We start from the raw sequence: 15921 nt of genomic DNA, 5'->3' as shown, positions 1-15921 counted from the left end.
CGCCCCTGGCGAAAGGCCGACCGATGCGTCCCGAACCAGCAGCCGACGAGATCGTGTGGGGAACGCCCCGGGCCCGGTGGGTGCTGCTGGCAACGGTGGTGGGATCGGGTCTGGCGTTCCTGGACGCCTCCACCGTCAACGTCGCCCTGCCCTCCATCAGCGCGGACCTCGGCACCGGTGTCGCCGGGCTGCAGTGGGTGCTGAACGCCTACACCCTGGCGCTGGCGGCGCTCATCCCGTTGGGAGGGTCGCTCGCCGACCGGTTCGGGCGCCGCCGCGTGTTCCAGATCGGGGTGGTGTGGTTCGCGGTGGCCTCGCTGCTGTGCGGGCTGGCGCCGACCGGGGAGGTGCTCGCGTTCGCGCGCGGGTTGCAGGGCGTCGGCGGGGCGCTGCTCACCCCGGGGAGCCTGGCGATCCTGCAGGCGAGCTTCGTCCGTCGGGACCGGGCACGGGCGATCGGAGCGTGGTCGGGGCTGTCCGGGATCGCCTCCGCGCTCGGGCCGCTGCTGGGCGGGTGGCTGATCGACGTGCTGTCCTGGCGGTGGATCTTCTTCACGAACCTTCCCCTGGTGGCCGTGGTACTGCTGGTCACGGCCAGGCACGTTCCCGAGACCCGGGACCCGCGGGCGCCCCGCGAGTTCGACGCCGCCGGTGTCCTGCTGGTGGTGGCCGGACTGGGCAGCCTCTCCTGGTCGATGATCAGCGCGGGAGGTCAGGGGTTCGGCGCCGCCGAACTCGGCCTCGCGGGTGCGGGGGTGGCCGCCCTGGCGGTGTTCGTCGCCGTGGAGGCCCGAAGCAGCTCCCCCATGCTGCCGCTGTGGCTGTTCTCCAACCGCCAGTTCACGGCGGCGAACGTGGTCACACTGGCGGTGTACGCGGCACTGGCGGGGATGATGTTCCTGCTGGTCCTGTACCTGCAGCGGGTCGCCGGCTACTCCGCACTGGCCGCCGGGGCGGCGCTGCTGCCGATCACCGCGCTGATGCTGGCGTTCTCGGCGCGCGCCGGCCACCTGGCGGAACGCATCGGCCCCCGGTGGCCGATGACGGTGGGGCCGCTGGTCATGTCGGCGGGGATGCTGCTCCTGCTGCGGACCGGGCCCAGCGGCGCCTACCTGACCACGGTGCTGCCGGCGGTGCTGGTGTTCGGCGCGGGGCTAGCGACCACCGTGGCGCCGTTGACGGCGACCGTGCTGGCCGGGGTGCCGGAGCGGCACAGCGGTCTCGCCTCGGCGGTGAACAACGCGCTGTCGCGCGGCGCGGGACTGGTCGCGGTGGCGGTGCTCCCGCTGGTCTCGGGCATCTCCGGGGCGGCCTACCGGGATCCGGCCCTGTTCACCGCCGGGTTCCACACGGCGATGGCGGTCTGCGCCGCCGCCACCGCGGCCGGGGGTGTGCTGGCGGCGCTGCTGGTGCGCAACCGGCTCGACGGGGACACCGCCGCCGCCTGCCCCGCGAGCGGGGTGGACCGCCACCACCACTGCGCCGTGGACGGCCCGCCCATCGAGAGCGACCACGCTGAGGCCCCGGACCGGTGACAGGAGGCGGACGCTCCTGGTCAGCGCGCGGACATCCAGCGACGGTCCGGCCGAAAGGCGGTGTCGGACGGGCGGATACCGCTGGCGCCCTCCGCCGGGAACACCACCGCCCGCGAGGTGCCGGTGCGCCACCGCGGCGGGGTGGGCGGATACGAGCCCGCCCCTACAGCCGACTGATGCGGATGGGGACTGTTGACCGGTCCACCGGACCGTCGATCGTTTCGGTGACCTCCGCCTCCTGTGGTTTCAGAGCATCCGGGGCCAAACGCGCCTTGCCCTGCGGTGTTATCCGCAGGGTTCCGGACCGGAACGACTCCGGAACCAGCACCGCCTCGATCGAGTGTTTGCTCTCGCGCGGTTCGTAGGTTTTCCCGTCGGCTTCGACCGTGTAGGTGGCGGCCTCATCCGCGTAGTAGTTGTAATCGCTGCCGTTTCCGGAATCCGAGACCGAGGGCGACTCGAAAAGGAGCCAACGCTTACCCTCCGGAGCCCAGTCGTGTTCCGGCGCGTACACTGACAGCCAGAATCCCCGGGCGGCGCCCCGGTAGCCCTTCTCCCCCTTCTTTTCCTCCGGGAGCGAGGGCATAGTGACGGTTACGGGATCGCTGAGTGGCGGGTAACCGGGGGAGTCTCTCAGCTTCACTCGCACGTCTACCGGCCATGTGACCGCTTTCCGCGGCCCGACCAGGGGCGCGCGGTAGAACTCCCGCACCGCGTCCTCTCCGCGTTCTCCGGTCCGGAGATCCAGGCTCTGCTCACGGCCCTCACTCTCCATGACCAACGCGACGGGTTTCCCGGTCGGCACACTGGCCGTGAGAACAACAGGGCCCGTCTTCTGCCCGGAGGAGAACGCCTCATCCGGCAAGGGGCGCTTGGCGTCCCCGACCCGAAGAAACAACTCCCTCTTGTTCAGCTCCCTTGTCGGCTCGAAGAGTTTCGGGTACACGCCCTTGTCGTCGGTCTCGATCCTGGCCAGAAGCAGTTCGTGCTCGGGCGCGGCCCGCCCACCAGCGGAGGGCATCGTCGTATCCGGCGACACCGTCTCCTCCCCCGGAGGCGGTTCGCCCTCCACGGGTTGCGACATCTCCCGCACTTTCCGCACGCCGTGGAGGCGCACATCGTCGGTGGCCCCCACCAACCGTGCGTCGTCGGCGATGTCGAGCGGTTCCCCGTCCGGGAGTCCGCCCTTGGGCACCTGCCAGGACAGGTACACCGCCTCCGGATCCAACCGCGGCGGTTCCTCCCCATCCGTTCCCTCACTGTTTCCGGAGGAGCATCCCGTACTGGCGGCCAGAACGGCCAGCAGCACCGACGCGCCGAACCGTGCCCTTCGTCCCGTACCGGCCATCCGCATTGCGATCTCCCGCGAATCCGTCCGTCTCGTAGAAGCGAAAAGCCCCAAGGTTCGGCGCTCGGAGGCATTCTCCCACTGGGAACCGGGCAGTGGGGCCGATCCGAGCAATCCCGAGGGACACGCATACGGACGGCCGCTGCGCGGGCGGCGGCGTTCGGTGGCGCGGGCGCGGCCCCGTGGCGAGTGCTCAGACCCGGGACCCGAGGCCGGGGCACACGCCCCGGAACGGTGGGCGGACCCCTCGGGTGCGCCTATTGGGCCGGAGTTTCCGCAAACGCCTCCCGACACAGGTGTGCCCCCGCTCCGGAACACCGGAACGGGGGCACACCCGGAAAACCAACGGCATCACGCCGTCAACGGTCGTTGACCGTTACAGCGCCTGCACGTCCTCGGCCTGCGGGCCCTTCGGGCTCTGAGTCACGTAGAACTCGACGCGCTGGTCCTCTTCGAGGTTACGGAAACCACTGCCCGCGATGTTGCTGTAGTGCACGAACACATCCGGGCCGCCCTCATCGCGGCTGATGAAGCCGAAACCCTTGTCGCTGTTGAACCACTTCACGGTTCCCTGAACCATGTCTTCTCCTGACGAGTGATGGGTGTCGGGCCCGCGGTCGCGGACCCCCATGATCGCGCTCGAACTGCGGCGCGCCTCACCATCACTGGCCAGGCAACCGCCCGCGTCGACTTCCGCGAGGGCAAAACACTACGGTCAAACAACTACACAGAAACCACGATCGCTCCCCATAATACCCTCTGTGCCGCGTGTTGCCCACCATGGGAAGCCCCCGATTTCCCGCACGGAGCGAGACCACTGGGAAAAGCGCCGGTATGCGGGACGGCACGTTCCACACACCGGCGCTCACTCCGACCTCGGGGAGGGTCAGCCGAGCCAGTTCATCGTGTCGGGGTCGGCCCCGATACGCTCACCGCTGTCCAGGGTCGCGATGCGTTCCATGTCCTCGGAGTCCAGGGAGAAGTCGAACACGTCGATGTTCTCCTCGATCCGCGACGGCGTCACCGACTTGGGGATGGCGATGTTGCCCAGCTGCAGGTGCCAGCGCAGCACCACCTGCGCCGCCGTCTTGCCGTGCTTGCCGGCCACCTCGGACAGCACCGGCTCCTGGAGGAGCCCCTTGCCCTGGCCCAGCGGACTCCATGCCTCGGTGGCGATGCCGTGCTCGGCGCCGACCGCGCGCATCCCCGACTGCGCCAGCTGCGGATGCAGCTCGATCTGGTTCACCGCCGGTACCACCTCGGCCTCGGCCAGCAGGCGCCCCAGGGTCGCCTCGGTGAAGTTGGACACACCGATGGCGCGGGCCCGCCCGTCGGCGTGGATGCGCTCCAGGGCCTTCCACGTGTCCACGTACCAGCCGTACCCCGGCATCGGCCAGTGGATGAGGTACAGGTCCACGTACTCCAGCCCCAGCCGCTCCAGGCTCGCGTCGAACGCGCGCAGCGCCTCGTCGTAGCCCTGGTCGCTGTTCCACAGCTTGGTGGTGACGAACAGCTCGTCGCGGGCGATACCGGAGTCCCGCAGCGCCTGGCCGGTTCCCGTCTCGTTCTTGTAGATACTGGCGGTGTCGATGCTGCGGTAGCCCGACTTCAGGGCGGTGGTCACCGCCGAGTGGGCCTCCTCGTCCGGCACCTGCCAGACGCCGAAGCCCAGCTGCGGCATCTCGACTCCGTTGTTGAGCGTGACAGTGCGCATTCCGCCTCTTCCTCGTTCTCTCGTGTTGTTGCGTTTCCGGCTGTGCCCGCCGCGGCTCTCCGCCCGGGCCGCTGTTCCGCGCCTCACCCGCGCAGCAGGCCGGCGGCCACCGCGTCCGCGGCGGGGCCGAGCAGCCGCTCGGGTTCGGACACCGACTCCAGTCCGATCACCAGCGCGAGGCAGATGTCGGCGGCCTCGCCGGGTTCGACCTCCGCCGTCCCGGCCTCGGCGAACACCCCGGCGAGGAGCTCGCGCAGTTCCGCGGTGAAGTCGCGGCAGATGTCGCCGAACAGGCGCGTCTTGGCGTCCAGCAGTTCGCCCGTGTGCGGGGACTCCCCGCTCAGCTCCAGGAACAGGGCCAGCTTGGCGTCCAGGACGCCCCGCACCCGCTGCACGGGAGGATCCGCGGACTCGGCCGCCGCCCGCGCCCGCTCCAGCGCCCGGTCGTGCAGGCACCGGACGAGTCTGCGGACGGCGTCGTCCTTGTTGCTGACGTACTGATAGAGGGCCGACCGCGAGATCCCGACGGCACCGGCGATGTCGTCCATCGTGGTGCGCCGGACTCCGTACCTGGCCAGACACTCGTAGGTGCCCTCCAGGATCTGGGTGAGACGGTCGCCTTCCATGTCGTTAGTCCAGTTCCTCGAGCATCCTCGCCGCGAGCGGGCCCGAGGAGGACGGGTTCTGGCCGGTGTGGAGGTTGCGGTCGGCCACCACGTTGGGCGCCCACGGGTCGCCCTCGACGAACTCCGCGCCCAGCGCGACGAGGCGGTCCTGCAACAGCCACGGGGCGCTGTCCGCCAGCCCCGCCTGGGCCTCCTCGGTGTTGGTGAAGCCGGTCAGCCGGTAGCCCGCGAACGGCGAGCCGCCCGGGGCGTCCTCGGTGGCCAGCAGGGCGGCCGGCGCGTGGCACACCACCCCGAGCGGCCGGCCCGACCTCAGGGCCGCGGTGAGCAGGCGCGCCGAGTCGGCGTTGACCGCCAGGTCCTCCATCGGGCCGTGTCCACCGGGGTAGAACACCGCGTCGTAGTCGGCCGCGGCGACCTCCTCCAGCTTCAGCGGCCGGTTCAGCTCGCTGATGCCGTCCAGGGCCTGGCGCATCTCGCGGGCGCCGTCCTCTCCCCCGTTGACCTCCGGCGCCAGGCTGCCCTGGTCGACGGTCGGTACCACGCCGCCGGGGGTGGCGAAGGTGACCTCGTGGCCGGCGCCGGTGAAGGCCCGGTAGGGCGCCACCAGCTCCTCGGCCCAGAAGCCGGTCGGGTGCTGCGTGCCGTCGGCCAGCGTCCAGTGGTCGGCGCCGGTAACGACGAACAGGATTGTCGCCATAGTCGTACTGTCCCCCCTCGCGGGCCCGTCGGGCAACGGGCCGACTGCTGACGAACTGACATTATGTTCGCAATTCGTCACTGTGTTACAGGGCCAATACTAGGCCACTACCCGGACCGACGCCAGCTGCTGCGCCGCCTGCCGCGGTGCGCGGGGTGGGGGTCTGAGGAAGCTGAGTACAGAAATTGGCGCTAAGTCCTGTTTTTCGGGCGCTGTTCGTCGCGGGCGGCGTCTCCGGTGCCGCCCCGGTACGACCTCCGAGGAAGGAGGCGGAGCGGATCCTCCGCCGACCGGCGGGAACGCCGCCGGGCGGTGTCCCGGGGCGGCGCGCAGCAGGACAAGCGTCCGAAAAACAGGACCTAAGGCCGTGATCTTGGCTGCGGTTTGGTGACACTGCCCTGATGGGCGAGTGCGGTGGCCCTACGTTCCGGCCCATGCCACATGATTTCCTCTCCGACGCACAGATCGCCCGCTACGCTCGCTTTCCCGCCAAGATGTCTGTGGGCGAGCTGGAACAGTTCTTCCGCCTCGACGGTCAGGCGCGGGCCATGGGTACGGCCAAGCGGACACCTGTCCACTGAACCGAAGCAACATCAGCCCAGATCGCTGCCGAGTTCGGCGTCACCCGCTCAAGCATCTACCGGTATCCCAGCAAGTCAGAAGGTGACTCTGAGCAATAACAGCCACAGAGAGTACTACCGTTAATTTCTGTACTCAGCTTCCTCAGTCCCCTCTGCCTCCGATATCGGTGCCAGCGGTAGCGATATCGGGAACTGGACTTTTCCAGGAAGCGAGAACCTCGGGCCGTTATCTCTGCATGTCAGAAATATAAATCCTGGCCATGAGGAAAACCTGGACCGGACTCCGGAACGCTTATCCCGCAGTTCCGAGTGCCCACGATATGATGCGATCCCCCATGGGATTTTCTTCAGTCACCGTTGCCCTGGAGGCAGCGGTTGTTTTCTCGCCCGCCGTGGCGCTGGCCATCACCGCGCTGGTGTGGTGGCGGATCCGCCGGGACAAACCGGCGGTGCGGGTCAGGGTCCTGCTCGACAGCACGGCTGACGTTCTCGTGCCGTGTGCGCTGCTGCTGGTATCCGTGCTGACCCTGGTCAATCCGGGCAGCGGAGGCGGTGTGGTCCTGGTTCCTTTCACCGGGATGCTGAGCACCGGCATGAGCATGACCACGCTGTATCAGAGTGGGGGCAACATTGCCCTGTTCGTGCCGCTGGGGGCGCTGCTGCCGTTGGCCTATGGCCGGTGGCTGGCCCGGTGGTATCGGGTACTGGCCGTATCCGCCGCGCTGTCGGCGGTCGTAGAGCTTACTCAGTACCTCCTGGCAACCGGGCACGTCTCCTCTGTGGACGATGTTGTGCTCAATGCCGCCGGAGGGCTGCTGGGTGCTGGGCTGACCTGGTGGTGGTGGCGGGTCGGGCCCCGTACCGGAAGTGCGGGGCCCGCTGTGGTCGCCGGGTATACCGCCGATCAGGGGTAGGTGGTGGTGCCGCTGGCGTCGCGACCGAACTCGCTGCCGCTGGAGTCGCCGTGGACGCGCATGTACCAGCGGAAGGTGCCCGAGTCGATACCGGTGAAGGTAGCGGTGCCGCCGTCGCAGTCGATGGTCTGGGTTCCCTCGGAGGACCAGCCGATCAGTTGGTCGCGCTCCAGGCGGATATAGGCGGTGCCGTGGGCGGGGTCGCAGTTGGTGATCGAGTCGACTTGCACCTCGTGGGTGCCGTTGTTGGGGGTGGAGTAGGTGCGGGAGTAAATCCCTACGTCGAACTCCGCGGTCCAGTTGAAGGAGCCGTCCAGCGGGGCGATGGAGGTGAAGGTCGAGCCGTTGTCGTAGGTCAGTGTCGTCGTGTCGGCCTCGGTCTCCTTCTTCACCACCTGGGGATCTGGCGCTGTGTCGTCAGCTGCTGCTGCGGGAGCCAGGCTGCATGCCAAGGCTGTGGCACCGGCAACGGCAATGACACGGGAGATCGCCCGCATGAAAGAGAACACCTCTCTTTTTAGGCGTATTTGGGAGCGGATTATTTCTTTCCATGGCATAGAGAGGGAAAACACACGCGATTAATTCGGATTCGATGAATACGTGCGCTGCACGTTCATTGGAGTGTTCCTAAAAACGGAACAGATCAATGCCATGGAGTTGCTGGCTCCACTCACCGCTGCTGCTGCTTCGGGATCCAGTCCCTCGCACACAGGACCCCGACACCTGGGACGGACCTGGGTGCCGGGCCCCGCGGCCTACGGCGGATTGCTGGTCAGGTCAAAGCCCACCCCTCATCCGGCGCCCCGGTGATCCGGTGACGCCCGCGAGGAGGCCGACCTTCACCGGCACCTTGAGGACCAGGATCTCCGCCCCGCATCGCTGCCGACGCAGGCAGCGCCTGGATCCGTTACGCCCCCGAACACGACTCTCCGTGATCACTCAGCGGGAGCCCAGCCTCGAATTGGCGCTACTTGGATACGCGAGCTTGCCAGTCCAGCCCCCATATCGCCGCTGGATTCGACGTCACCCGCTCAAGCATATACCGGTATCCCAGCAAGCCAGAAAGGTGACTCTGAGCAATAACAGTCACAGAGAGTGCTACCGCTAATTTCTGTACTCAGCTTCCTCAACTCCGGTCCACACGGGCCCGGGCATGGTCACCGTCGTGACCGGCGGGGACACCTGGACCTTCACCGCGGGCGAAGACACGCTCGCCTGGCTGCGCGACTCGCTGGCGGCCAACGGCGGCCAGGTCGACCACGTCCATTAGGCCGAGGCCGCCAGCGGCCGACCGGTGCGCGTCTTTCACCCCGAGCGCTGCGCCGAGCTGATCTCCCGGGAGCTGGAGTTCGCCGAGCAGCGCCACCGCGACCACGCGGTCGGCCCGCTGGGCGCCGTCGTCGGCGGTGCGCAGGTGCTGGGGGCCGTGGCCACCTAGGTTCCCGATTCAGGAGCACCGGCCAAATGTGTTCTGAATCACTTCCTTGCATACCCGACACATATGCGTGAAGCCGTGCCCAGCACCATATCGGCCTCACTCTTCTCTAACCAAAAACCCGGGAAACGTCAATACGTTATCGCGGAACAGAAACACTAATCAGTACTCTAAATCAATACCCTGCAGTTTCAACCCTCTGGCCGAATTCGGCCACAACGCATTGCGCACCATCGCTCCCGTCAGCACCCTCCAACCTGCTCCTTGACTGCATGCATCGGGAAAACTACTATCTGCTTTTGCGAGAATATTGAAAGTTATTTTCGTACTTGAGGGTCCATCCTGCCTGCATCACACCAGAAAGGAACCCCGTTGAAGCGAATCTCATCCATCGCACTCATCGCTGTTACCGGGATAGTCATGCCTCTCCTATCGGTGGCTCCTGCCAATGCCGCCGCGGAGAACACGAACACCCGGAGCGTCGAGGTAACCATCTACGAGGATGGAACCATCGTTCCGGCTGATGAACCGCAGCCTCTAGGCGATAGCGAAACGGAACTGTCCAACGGTTTGCTGGAGATCCAGGCTACGAACTGCACCTACGTTCGCATCTCCTACAACAAGTACTCCGGCAGTCCCGTTGACGTTAAGTTCGGATTCTACAACAGCGGGAACAACCCCGAGCGCGGATGGATCAACAACGTGGGCGCCGGGCAGACTGTGAGTGAGGTCTGGAACCAGATCAACACGAGCGGCTCGGTGACCGGGTACATGACCGCGAGGGGCCAGCAGCAGTTCAACCTCCCGCCGGTCAGCTGCGCCTAGAACGGTAGCAGGCTGAACGGCCCAACGAGGCGTTTGGGGTGGGGGGAGTGCCCCGACCGTTTCGGCACAACACCCCCACACCAGTGAAGTAGGCGGACCAGAACCCGCCTACTTCTGTATAATATCCCCATCATGTGGCAAATTCTTCTTTACTTGAACTACGCAACGTTTTCCCTTGCCCTGCTTGCATTTCTTCCCATCTCTTTTTTTGCGGCACTGGCAAAGCACAAGAAAAGGAAGTCTTTCGCGGCATCGAAAGCAATCGCTCCCCTGATTTTCTTGGTGTATTTTTATATTCTGGTGCGTCCAGTGGGAGGGTGGAGCGAGACAGGACAGTCGGATCCCAGTATCACTCTCAACCCCGTCGACGCTTTTCGCTATGCAGATGCCGGTCTCACCTGGCAGATGGCCGGGTTGAATATGCTCCTCTTTGTCCCCCTTGGGATCATCGTGTTCCTCGCGGCCAATACTTCCATTGTCATGTGGCTCGCGGGGCCGCTGTTTTCCTTCGCCATCGAGGCGTCGCAATCGGCCCTGGGCACGGGCAGGCAGAGCGACACAGTCGACCTCGTTGCCAACAGTGCCGGCTACATCACCGGAGTGGCGTTTTCGCTGGCTGCTCTTTTCGCTGTTCGGTACCTCACCAGGTCATCGGTCCACACGGGATCAGAAGCGAATGCCGCGCGTGGTTGAGAGCTGGGCCTGTGAACCGTCACGGAGCACCGGCACCCGGTTTTGGGCTCCGGGACGCCGCCGCGCGCGGCGGCGTCCCGGAGCCGACTGGAAGCCGCGCGCGGGTCGGTTGATCATCTGGCGCGTATGCTCCGCGGGCCCGCTCGCTCAGGGCCCGGCGCCCACCGCCGCTGTGGGTTTACACGGGATGTCCGAGAGCGGCCGTGGCAGAGCGCCCGGGTGGTCTCGGGTGCGTGTCGGCGACGAACCGGTCGGTAAACTCGGGACGACGCAGCCACATGGCATCGTCGTAGTCGATGAGCAGCTCGACGGCGGCGCGCACGTGCGGGTCGTGCGTGTGCGTCCACTCGCGCAGCTCGGCGATCAGGGCTTACAGTGGGCTTTTCGGTCGGTGGGGGATCGTCACCGTTGCGACGACGCCGATTTCGGTGGCGTCCCTCGGCCCCTGCCGACCGGCTCCCGCGGGCGGGCGACCGTAGGGTTCCTCCATGAGCGACTACCACGCGCAGTACCGCGAGGCACGCATGAAGGCCGACCGCCTGTCCACGGCGGCCGCGGACAACCCCTACGAGCCCTCGGAGGCCGCCGCCATAGCGGCGACAGCCCAGGCGCAGGCGACACTGGCGCTGGCGGCGGCCGAGGAGACCTGACGCTCCGGGCTCCTCGCGCGCAAGGCCCTCGGCCTCATCGTAGAGACCACTCGCACTGGGCGCCTGCAGGTCCCGGGCACTACCGGAGCCCTACTTTGCCCCTCGCCGTAGCGTCGGGAACCCCGGCCCGTAACGCATGTGTCCCGCGGCGGTCTACGGTGTGGCCATGGCAGACACTGCCTCCCCGGATGGCCGAGTCCCACTGCTGGGCCAACTTGCCGGCGAGGGCTGGTTCATGAGCATGGGCGAGATCGCGGCAACCACATCCCTGACCTGGCTGGCGTCCGATCCAGGGCTTCGCGCTGCGATGCTTGCGCACCTGGGGACGCAGGTCGGCATGGACCTCACCAGTGTGGAACGGTTCGTTCCCGAACCAGTGCACGATGACAGGTCCCGGCCCGACATCGCGATGCTCGATGTGGACGGTCACACCATCGCCCTTGTCGAGGCCAAGTTCGGCGCACATCTGACCGACGATCAGGTAGCCGCCTATCTCGCGGGCCTCAACCGGCGGTCCGGTCCCCACCGCGGCGCTTTGTTCATACTCGTCCCGCCCAGCCGCGTGGACGAGGCGAAGCGGATCCTCGAGCGGACGATCAACGCTCAGTCTGAGACGGCGGCACACGCTATCGTCACCTGGGATGAGTGGCTCAACGTGTGGGCTGCCGTCGCCGAGGAGTCCAGTGATGCCGGGCTCGCCGGTGACCTGCGCCAGTTGAGGGCCATGTGCCACACGCTGGGCGGATGCGTGACACCGCCTCTCGCCGGAACCGCCACCGGCCGAGACTGGCAAGAGCGAGCGAGCGACCTCGTCGAGATCGTGGACGTCGTCACGAGGCAGTTGCTGGGGTCTTGGAGCCCCCGCAGCTTGCCGAGGCAAGGAAAGCTGGTGCCGACGGAGCCATGGGTATATCGGTATCTGCCGATGATCAGCCCGGATACCTGGGTGCAGGTCGGAGTCTGGGGCAGGTTCGCCGACGAGGGGCTGACCCCGTTCTGGCTGATGCTCCACAAGGACGACAGGGGATCCGGCGGATTCCAGGCGGCCCTGCAGCGACTCATGGCGTCGGAACTGTCGCGCAAGGTCCGACGCGACGATGGACACGCGTGGGTGCCTCTGGAAGTGTCCGGCGATGCCAGTGGGCCGGAGTTACTCGATGCCCTCAGGACGACAGTGGGCGCCGTGCTAAGGATCCTGAAACCATAGGCAGTACTCCACCGGCGCCGCCCCTGCTGATCGGCGCCAGCGCCCCCGGGACCGCGCAGCCGTATCCGAGAATCGAACGGTTCTCGGACAGTTCAGAGGAGGCCGACTCGACAGGAGGGGAGGCTCATAGCTCGTTTGCGGCTGGTGACGCGTTCGTTAATGGCACCCGTAGTTGGCACCTCCTGACACGCTCCTTACCAACACCCCTACAGTGAGGGTGTGCCAGAGGATGCAAAAGCGACCGGGGTGACTCAACTGAGCCTGTCTCCACTCCGGCGCAAGCCAAGGAATTGCCCGGACGAGGTGCAACGCAGTTGGGCACGTTACGTGGCCACGCATCAGTCGGTATCGGGACTCTTCGACACGTTCAACGAACTGCGATCCGCTCAGAAGAACCCTCAGGGATCCATCGCCGAGAGACACCGGGATCTGGTGCGAGCTGCCATTGTCTTCACAGCGGCGGGGATGGACACATGCCTCCGGACGCTGATGGAAGATGCTCTAGGAACGCTCCTGAGCAGGGACAGCAAGGCGCGTGGCGCGTTCAAAGGGTATGTGCTCGACGGAAATAAGCGATTTGGCGGGAACCTGACCAACACGACCAAGAAGGCCATCGCCGCGTTAGACCCGCAGGCCGAACTGATCGGTCTTTACGTGCAGGACACGACCGCGGCAAGCATCCAAAGCCCGAGTGATCTCGGTCGTTGCCGCGACGCGCTCGGGCTCGATTCTGCCTCGCTTTCCGACACTAAGCTGCGCAATCACAATGACTTCTTCCAGGCCCGCAACGAGGTCGCCCACGAGCTGGACCTGATCGAACCGTCGGGCAAAGGCACACGCGGCCGCCGACACCGCGTCGTGACAGCGGTGGGACGCCAGTGCGACGAGGCCTTGACCTTGGTAGCAGAGTTCATCACCGCCACTGCCAAGACAGTGCGGTCAACGCAACGCCCTAGTCACTGAAAGTGACGGATTCGGGAGGCACGCCGGAGAATACAGATCACTCGATCACCGACTCCTGCCAGTCTCAGACCACGGGTGTCACACCGCCGGGGGCCGGCGCGCTGGGCCGCGGGGCGCGAGGAGAGGGAAGGGCCGCGCGGGGCCGCACCACGGCCCCGGACGCGGCGCATCGGTAGCGCTCGCCGGAAGGGCTACGGGTCAGCGACGAAGGCACGGGGCGAGCGGTGCGCTGGAGGGCAGCGGCGAGCGCGGGGAGAACACGTTCGCCGGGGCGCGGTGCGGTCCCGTTGACCCCAGGAGAGAAAGGGGAGACGCGGGAGAGAGTCCTTCGGCCGCGGCCACTCGTGGTGCCGCCCCGCCCGCCGTCCCGGTCTCCGCACGGCCGGACAGGGGCGGGGCATGGCTCGGGAGCGGCCTCAGCGGCCGGTGAAGACGGCGGGGCGGCGCTCCACGAACGACGCCATCCCCTCGGAGGCGTCGTTCGTGTCGAACAGCGCGGTCAGGTCCGGGACGAGCCGCTGCGCGGCCGCCTGGTGCCCCTCGACCCGGGAACGGCGCGCGGAGGCCAGGGTGGCACGCACGCCCAGCGGAGCGGTCCGGCCGACGATGCGGTCGGCGAACTCCACCGCCCGCTCCACCTGGGTGCCGGGCTCGGCGACCTCCTGCACCAGTCCGATCCGCAGCGCCTCCGCGGAGTCGAACTCGTCACCGGTCAGCAGCCAGCGCATCGCGTTGCCCCACCCGGCGTCCTGGGGGAAGCGGATCGTGGCCCCGCCGAAGGGGTAGATGCCGCGCTGCACCTCGAGCTGGGAGAAGCGGCTGTCAGAGGCGGCGACGCGGATGTCGGAGGCCAGCAGCAGCTCGATGCCGAGCGTCAGGCACCATCCCTGCACCGCGGCCACCACGGGTTTGGACCGGTCCCGGCCGACCAGGCCCCACGGGTCGATCGCCTCGTCGGCGTCGTAGCGGTTCTCCCCCGAGGTGATCCGTCCGGCCACGTCCGCCAGGTCGAGTCCGGCGGTGAAGTGCTCACCGTGGGCGTACAGCACCCCGACCCAGGCGTCGGGGTCGTCCTCCAGGCGCCCGTAGGCCTGAGCCAGCGCGTTGAGTACCTCCTGGTTGACGGCGTTGCGCTTGGCCGGGCGGTTCAGCCCGATCAGCAGCACGTGGTCGCGCAGTTCCACCGTCACCACTGGTTCGCCGTCGCGCGCGCTCTCTCCCATGGGTGCTCCCGTCCCTTCGTCGTTGTGTACGGTCCGGCCGCCTTTGTCCGTTACCCGGCCGCGCGACCGGACCTACTGAATAGTAACTATGGAATATGGCATACTCCATAGTGTCAAGGTCGGACGGGAGAGCAACCACGGAAGCGACCCACATGGAACGCACCGGAGGCCGGACCAAACAGCGCATGCTCGACGGCGCGGTCGCGCTGCTGCGGGAACGCGGCGCCGCCGCCGTCACCGTCGACGCGGTCCTCGCCCGCAGCGGCGCGCCGCGCGGCTCCGTCTACCACCACTTCCCCGGCGGCCGGGACGAACTGGTCCGCGGCGCGATCGAGCGGGCGGGCGAGCACGTCTCCTCCGAGCTCCGCGCCGCAGTCCAGCACGGTGACCCCGCCAGCGCGCTGGAACACTTCGTCGAAAGCTGGAAACGCTCCCTGCTGGACACCGACTACCTCGCCGGCTGCCCCGTCGCCGCGGTCGCCGTGGACGCCCAACCGGCCCCGCCCGAGGCGACCACCCTGGCCCGCACGGTGTTCGACCGGTGGCACGCCCAGCTTGAGGACCTGCTCACGGCGCACGGCACACCGGCGCCCCGGGCCGCCCGGCTGGCCACCCTCACCGTCGCCGCCGTCGAGGGCGCCCTGCTCCTGTGCCGCACCCGCCGCGACACCGCCCCCCTCGACGAGGTCCGCGCGGAGCTCGCACCGCTGCTCGCACCGCGCTCTCCGGCCTCCTGACCCCGCGTCCCGCGCGGACGGGGCCGCACCGCGAACGACGTCGCGCCGGACCGGCGCGTTTCCGGGCGCGACCACCCCCGGCGGCCTACCCTCGCGGAGGACCCTGTTGTTCCCGAGGGGGAGGTCGGCGCGTGTGGCACGACCTGTTCGTCACCGGCATCCCGCCCGCGGAGAAGGTGCTGCGGACCGTCCTGGTGTACCTGGTTGTCGCGCTGCTGCTGCGCCTGCTCGGCAAACGCGACACCGCCCAGCTGAACACCATGGACCTCGTGGTGATGCTTCTGCTGGCCAACGTGGTGCAGAACGCGATCATCGGACCGGAGTACTCGCTGAGCGGGGCGGTGATCGGCGCCGTCGTGCTGCTGGGCTGCGACTCCCTGCTGGTGCGCGCCCAGAACCGGTGGACGTGGGCGTGGCGGCTCCTCGAGGGCTCACCGGTGGTGCTGGCCCGCGACGGCAGCTACGAACCCGACGCCATGCGGCGGTTGGGCATCCGCAAGTCCGACGTGGCCTGGACGGTCCAGGGCGGGGGCGGCCAGGACATCCGCGACGTGCAGCGGGTCGTCCTGGTACCCGGCGGGAAGCTCCTCGTGCAGCTGCGCCGGGACAAGCGCAGCGCCACCGTGGCGGACACCGACGCGCTCAACGAGCGGCTGGCGCGGATCGAACGCCTGCTCGGCTCCCGCTCGGACGAGTCCGGCCCCGAGTCCCCCACGTGAGGACCCGCCCTATCGGCGCGTGACGCGACCGCCCCACGCGCCGGCCAGTCG

19 protein-coding genes and 1 pseudogene are annotated in these 15921 nt (G+C 67.7%); 12 read left to right on the top strand and 8 right to left on the bottom strand.

All coding sequences use genetic code 11. The features are described 5' to 3' along the window. Positions 1–23 precede the first annotated feature (23 nt). Positions 24–1535: an MFS transporter gene (locus FHX37_RS00425; protein WP_141921500.1), complete on the top strand. Its 1512-nt coding sequence runs from the start codon at positions 24–26 to the stop codon at positions 1533–1535. A gap of 163 nt (positions 1536–1698) precedes the next feature. Here FHX37_RS00425 and FHX37_RS00420 read toward each other — a convergent pair whose 3' ends face one another. From FHX37_RS00420 to FHX37_RS00400, 5 genes are all read right to left on the bottom strand, one after another. Next, entirely contained in the window at positions 1699–2883 is a 1185-nt protein-coding gene (locus FHX37_RS00420; RefSeq protein WP_170181462.1) for a hypothetical protein, read from the bottom strand. Between the two features lie 376 nt (positions 2884–3259). Then, positions 3260–3463 (bottom strand): cold-shock protein, encoded by a 204-nt coding sequence (locus FHX37_RS00415; RefSeq protein WP_141921498.1) that lies wholly within the window; start codon positions 3461–3463, stop codon positions 3260–3262. Between the two features lie 306 nt (positions 3464–3769). Beyond that, positions 3770–4597 carry an aldo/keto reductase gene (locus tag FHX37_RS00410; RefSeq protein WP_141921497.1) on the bottom strand — a complete coding sequence of 276 codons (828 nt, stop codon included), beginning with the start codon at positions 4595–4597 and terminating at the stop codon, positions 3770–3772. 83 nt (positions 4598–4680) lie between these two features. Then, positions 4681–5223: a TetR/AcrR family transcriptional regulator gene (locus FHX37_RS00405; RefSeq protein ID WP_141921496.1), complete on the bottom strand. Its 543-nt coding sequence runs from the start codon at positions 5221–5223 to the stop codon at positions 4681–4683. A 4-nt stretch (positions 5224–5227) separates the two neighbouring features. Continuing rightward, the gene (locus FHX37_RS00400) at positions 5228–5923 is read right to left on the bottom strand and encodes a type 1 glutamine amidotransferase domain-containing protein (RefSeq protein WP_141921495.1); all 696 of its coding nucleotides are present in this window, start codon (positions 5921–5923) and stop codon (positions 5228–5230) included. Positions 5924–6357: 434 nt separating this feature from the next. Between FHX37_RS00400 and FHX37_RS00395 the strand changes: the two genes are divergently transcribed. The 3 genes and pseudogenes from FHX37_RS00395 (at position 6358) to FHX37_RS00385 (ending at position 7418) form a co-directional block, all read left to right on the top strand. Beyond that, on the top strand, positions 6358–6504 hold the full coding sequence (locus FHX37_RS00395) for a DUF4158 domain-containing protein (RefSeq protein WP_141921494.1): 147 nt from the start codon (positions 6358–6360) through the stop codon (positions 6502–6504). Between the two features lie 18 nt (positions 6505–6522). Next, positions 6523–6603: pseudogene (locus tag FHX37_RS24020) on the top strand (helix-turn-helix domain-containing protein); the annotation flags it as partial. A gap of 236 nt (positions 6604–6839) precedes the next feature. After that, on the top strand, positions 6840–7418 hold the full coding sequence (locus FHX37_RS00385; protein WP_170181461.1) for a VanZ family protein: 579 nt from the start codon (positions 6840–6842) through the stop codon (positions 7416–7418). On the opposite strand, the gene FHX37_RS00380 is transcribed toward FHX37_RS00385, so the two are convergent. Then, entirely contained in the window at positions 7409–7915 is a 507-nt protein-coding gene (locus FHX37_RS00380; protein ID WP_141921492.1) for a hypothetical protein, read from the bottom strand. The genes FHX37_RS00385 and FHX37_RS00380 overlap by 10 nt on opposite strands. 797 nt (positions 7916–8712) lie before the next feature. On the opposite strand from FHX37_RS00380, the gene FHX37_RS22655 reads away from it, so the two are divergent. The 3 genes from FHX37_RS22655 (at position 8713) to FHX37_RS00370 (ending at position 10371) form a co-directional block, all read left to right on the top strand. After that, entirely contained in the window at positions 8713–8856 is a 144-nt protein-coding gene (locus FHX37_RS22655; protein WP_170181460.1) for a hypothetical protein, read from the top strand. 369 nt (positions 8857–9225) lie between these two features. Continuing rightward, positions 9226–9678 carry a hypothetical protein gene (locus FHX37_RS00375; RefSeq protein WP_141921491.1) on the top strand — a complete coding sequence of 151 codons (453 nt, stop codon included), beginning with the start codon at positions 9226–9228 and terminating at the stop codon, positions 9676–9678. A gap of 132 nt (positions 9679–9810) precedes the next feature. Further along, positions 9811–10371, top strand: coding sequence for a VanZ family protein (locus tag FHX37_RS00370; protein WP_141921490.1), 561 nt, complete (start codon positions 9811–9813; stop codon positions 10369–10371). Between the two features lie 178 nt (positions 10372–10549). Here the strand turns inward: FHX37_RS00370 and FHX37_RS22650 are convergent, their stop codons facing one another. After that, positions 10550–10693, bottom strand: coding sequence for a hypothetical protein (locus FHX37_RS22650; protein WP_170181459.1), 144 nt, complete (start codon positions 10691–10693; stop codon positions 10550–10552). Positions 10694–10859: 166 nt separating this feature from the next. Here FHX37_RS22650 and FHX37_RS22645 point away from each other — a divergent pair, with 166 nt between their 5' ends. From FHX37_RS22645 to FHX37_RS00360, 3 genes are all read left to right on the top strand, one after another. Continuing rightward, a complete protein-coding gene (locus tag FHX37_RS22645) occupies positions 10860–11021 on the top strand; it encodes a hypothetical protein (RefSeq protein ID WP_170181458.1) in 162 nt (53 codons plus the stop codon). Between the two features lie 166 nt (positions 11022–11187). Then, positions 11188–12228, top strand: a complete 1041-nt coding sequence (locus tag FHX37_RS00365; RefSeq protein WP_141921489.1) for a hypothetical protein — start codon at positions 11188–11190, stop codon at positions 12226–12228. 219 nt (positions 12229–12447) lie between these two features. Then, the gene (locus FHX37_RS00360; RefSeq protein ID WP_141921488.1) at positions 12448–13191 is read left to right on the top strand and encodes a hypothetical protein; all 744 of its coding nucleotides are present in this window, start codon (positions 12448–12450) and stop codon (positions 13189–13191) included. A gap of 416 nt (positions 13192–13607) precedes the next feature. On the opposite strand, the gene FHX37_RS00355 is transcribed toward FHX37_RS00360, so the two are convergent. Further along, a complete protein-coding gene (locus tag FHX37_RS00355; protein WP_141921487.1) occupies positions 13608–14414 on the bottom strand; it encodes a crotonase/enoyl-CoA hydratase family protein in 807 nt (268 codons plus the stop codon). A gap of 152 nt (positions 14415–14566) precedes the next feature. Here FHX37_RS00355 and FHX37_RS00350 point away from each other — a divergent pair, with 152 nt between their 5' ends. Further along, positions 14567–15151, top strand: a complete 585-nt coding sequence (locus tag FHX37_RS00350; RefSeq protein WP_211351711.1) for a TetR/AcrR family transcriptional regulator — start codon at positions 14567–14569, stop codon at positions 15149–15151. Between the two features lie 131 nt (positions 15152–15282). Then, positions 15283–15870: a DUF421 domain-containing protein gene (locus FHX37_RS00345; protein ID WP_141921486.1), complete on the top strand. Its 588-nt coding sequence runs from the start codon at positions 15283–15285 to the stop codon at positions 15868–15870. Positions 15871–15921 lie beyond the last annotated feature (51 nt).

The sequence above is a fragment of the Haloactinospora alba genome (assembly GCF_006717075.1).
Taxonomy (GTDB): domain Bacteria; phylum Actinomycetota; class Actinomycetes; order Streptosporangiales; family Streptosporangiaceae; genus Haloactinospora; species Haloactinospora alba.
Note: the sequence above shows the minus strand (reverse complement) of the source record. Positions and strands in the feature narration are given on the sequence as shown.

Excerpts from the sequence above, each read along its gene's own strand:
- FHX37_RS00400 (WP_141921495.1), bottom strand. The coding sequence starts at position 5,923 with ATGGCGACAATCCTGTTCGTCGTTACCGGCGCCGACCACTGGACGCTG.
- FHX37_RS00420 (WP_170181462.1), bottom strand. The coding sequence starts at position 2,883 with ATGGCCGGTACGGGACGAAGGGCACGGTTCGGCGCGTCGGTGCTGCTG.
- FHX37_RS00365 (WP_141921489.1), top strand. The coding sequence starts at position 11,188 with ATGGCAGACACTGCCTCCCCGGATGGCCGAGTCCCACTGCTGGGCCAA.
- FHX37_RS00385 (WP_170181461.1), top strand. The coding sequence starts at position 6,840 with ATGGGATTTTCTTCAGTCACCGTTGCCCTGGAGGCAGCGGTTGTTTTC.
- FHX37_RS00425 (WP_141921500.1), top strand. The coding sequence starts at position 24 with ATGCGTCCCGAACCAGCAGCCGACGAGATCGTGTGGGGAACGCCCCGG.
- FHX37_RS00415 (WP_141921498.1), bottom strand. The coding sequence starts at position 3,463 with ATGGTTCAGGGAACCGTGAAGTGGTTCAACAGCGACAAGGGTTTCGGC.
- FHX37_RS00395 (WP_141921494.1), top strand. The coding sequence starts at position 6,358 with ATGCCACATGATTTCCTCTCCGACGCACAGATCGCCCGCTACGCTCGC.
- FHX37_RS00405 (WP_141921496.1), bottom strand. The coding sequence starts at position 5,223 with ATGGAAGGCGACCGTCTCACCCAGATCCTGGAGGGCACCTACGAGTGT.
- FHX37_RS00370 (WP_141921490.1), top strand. The coding sequence starts at position 9,811 with ATGTGGCAAATTCTTCTTTACTTGAACTACGCAACGTTTTCCCTTGCC.
- FHX37_RS00410 (WP_141921497.1), bottom strand. The coding sequence starts at position 4,597 with ATGCGCACTGTCACGCTCAACAACGGAGTCGAGATGCCGCAGCTGGGC.
- FHX37_RS00350 (WP_211351711.1), top strand. The coding sequence starts at position 14,567 with ATGGAACGCACCGGAGGCCGGACCAAACAGCGCATGCTCGACGGCGCG.
- FHX37_RS22645 (WP_170181458.1), top strand. The coding sequence starts at position 10,860 with ATGAGCGACTACCACGCGCAGTACCGCGAGGCACGCATGAAGGCCGAC.
- FHX37_RS00355 (WP_141921487.1), bottom strand. The coding sequence starts at position 14,414 with ATGGGAGAGAGCGCGCGCGACGGCGAACCAGTGGTGACGGTGGAACTG.
- FHX37_RS00380 (WP_141921492.1), bottom strand. The coding sequence starts at position 7,915 with ATGCGGGCGATCTCCCGTGTCATTGCCGTTGCCGGTGCCACAGCCTTG.